The sequence below is a fragment of the Stenotrophomonas maltophilia group sp. Smal12 genome, from assembly GCF_037079935.1.
GTDB classification, from domain to species: domain Bacteria; phylum Pseudomonadota; class Gammaproteobacteria; order Xanthomonadales; family Xanthomonadaceae; genus Stenotrophomonas; species Stenotrophomonas sepilia.
In genome coordinates this window covers 1-537 of the sequence record NZ_JBAWUK010000127.1, presented here as the reverse complement: position 1 = coordinate 537, position 537 = coordinate 1, and the positions used below count along the sequence as shown (strand labels likewise).

At 57.9% G+C, this 537-nt stretch carries 1 protein-coding gene; it reads left to right on the top strand.

Features of this window, described 5'->3' with window-relative positions; translation table 11 throughout:
- Positions 1-537, top strand: a 537-nt coding sequence (locus WDC87_RS21910; protein ID WP_336331341.1) for a nucleoside hydrolase, incomplete at both ends; no start/stop codon positions are given.

Sequence of the window (537 nt, the reverse complement as noted above, 5' to 3'; positions counted from 1 at the left end):
CGCTGTCGCTTGCCGGTCGTGAAGACGTTCCTGTCGCAAAGGGGGCTTATCGTCCGCTGGTCGGCAATTCCCGCGAGGATATGCTTGCCCCGGTACACTTCGAGAAACAGCTTCAGGCCCGTTTCGGAGAACAGCTGAAGGGATTCAATCCGCCCGCGCCTGCTCCAAGCCATCAGCCGATCGCCAAGCACGCCATTGATTTCATGATCGATCTGGTGCGGGCCAACCCGCATGAGATTTCGATTGTGGCCACTGGTCCGCAAACCAATGTGGCGATGGCACTCCAGATGGCGCCGGATATCGCGAAACTGGTCAAGCAGATCGTGGTTCTCGGTGGGTGTTTCGCCACCCCTGGTAATATAACGCCGGTTTCCGAATACAATATCTGGGCTGACCCGGAAGCTGCTCGTGTGGTGCTGCGATCGGGCGCTCCGATCATTCTGGTTCCGCTGGACGTTTGTGAAGACAACCGTGTCGCGGCCTCGATGCTGACGCGCGATGATCTGAACGATTTCGCATCGCTCTATCCGGAAAACC